This is a genomic window from Streptomyces sp. NPDC046716, assembly GCF_040645755.1.
In the GTDB taxonomy this organism is placed as follows: Bacteria; Actinomycetota; Actinomycetes; order Streptomycetales; family Streptomycetaceae; genus Streptomyces.
Genome location: NZ_JBEYYU010000141.1, coordinates 1 through 1,315 on the forward strand (window position 1 = coordinate 1; position 1,315 = coordinate 1,315).

Here is a 1,315-nt window from a genome sequence, read left to right on the forward strand (position 1 = left end):
GCCGACGACCAACCTCGTCAACAGCAGTTCCCCGCGCCCCTGACGGGGCAGGGGAAGGCTGCGCGCAGCGCATGCCTTCAGGGGCGCGGGGAACTGCGCGACCAGCCACGACGAGAGCCGCACTCGCCGCCGACCCGTAAAATCACCGGGTGACCGCCCCCACCGACGACACCCTCCGCACCGCCCTCGCCGCCCTCCTGGAAGGCCTCCCGCCGAGCCAGGCGACCCGCGCCGTGGACCGGCTGATCGCGAACTACCGGGGCACCACCCCCACCGACGCCCCGATCCTGCGCGATCGCGCCGACGTCGCGGCCTACGCCGCGTACCGGATGCCGGCCACCTTCGAAGCCGTCCGCGCCGCCCTCGACGCCCTCGCCGACGCGGCCCCCGGCTGGACCCCCGCCGGGCACCTCGACATCGGCGGCGGGACCGGCGCCGCCGTCTGGGCGGCGCAGGACATCTGGCCCGGGGAGCGTCCGACGACCGTCCTCGACTGGTCCGAGCCCGCGCTCGCCCTCGGCCGCGAACTGGCTGCCGCGGAACCGGCGTTGGCGTCCACCGTGACCTGGGAGCGGGCCCGTATCGGCGCCTCGTCCGCCCCGGCCGCCACCGCCCTGGTCACCGTCTCCTACGTCCTCAAGGAACTGACGGAGGACGATCGCGCCGCCGTCGTCGACACCGCCGCGCGCACCGCCACCGACGCCGTCGTGATCATCGAACCCGGTACGCCCGACGGCTACGCCCGTGTCATCGAGGCCCGGGACCGGCTCGTCGCGGCCGGCTTCCGCATCGCCGCGCCCTGCCCGCACAGCGCGCCCTGCCCGATCGTGCCGGGCACCGACTGGTGCCACTTCTCGGCGCGGGTCAGCCGTTCCTCCCTGCACCGTCAGATCAAGGGCGGGTCGCTGGCGTACGAGGACGAGAAGTTCGCGTACGTCGCGGCGACCCGCTTCGACCCGGACCCGGCTCCGGCCCGCATCGTCCGGAAGCCCCAGATCCGCAAGGGGCAGGTGCTGCTGGACCTCTGCGAGGTGCGGGGGGTGCTGGCGCGGACGACGGTCACGAAGAAGCACGGGGTCCTTTACCGGGAGGCGCGGGACGCGGACTGGGGCGATTCCTGGGGCACCGACGGCCGCCCCTAGTCCGCGGCTCCGGTGGGGGCTGGTCGCGCAGTTCCCCGCGCCCCTGTCGGGTTGTCGTTCGTCCGCGGGCCGGTGGCCGCTTCTCGCGCAGTTCCCCGCGCCCCTGGGAGCGAGCTTCGCTCGCCCAGGGGCAGGGGAAGGCTGCGCGCAGCGCATGCCTTCAGGGGCGCGGG

1 protein-coding gene is annotated in these 1,315 nt (G+C 75.0%); it reads left to right on the plus strand.

Features of this window, described 5'->3' with window-relative positions; translation table 11 throughout:
• The first annotated feature begins 149 nt into the window (after positions 1 to 149).
• Positions 150 to 1,142, plus strand: a complete 993-nt coding sequence (locus ABZ930_RS41390; protein WP_361560796.1) for a small ribosomal subunit Rsm22 family protein — start codon at positions 150 to 152, stop codon at positions 1,140 to 1,142.
• Positions 1,143 to 1,315 lie beyond the last annotated feature (173 nt).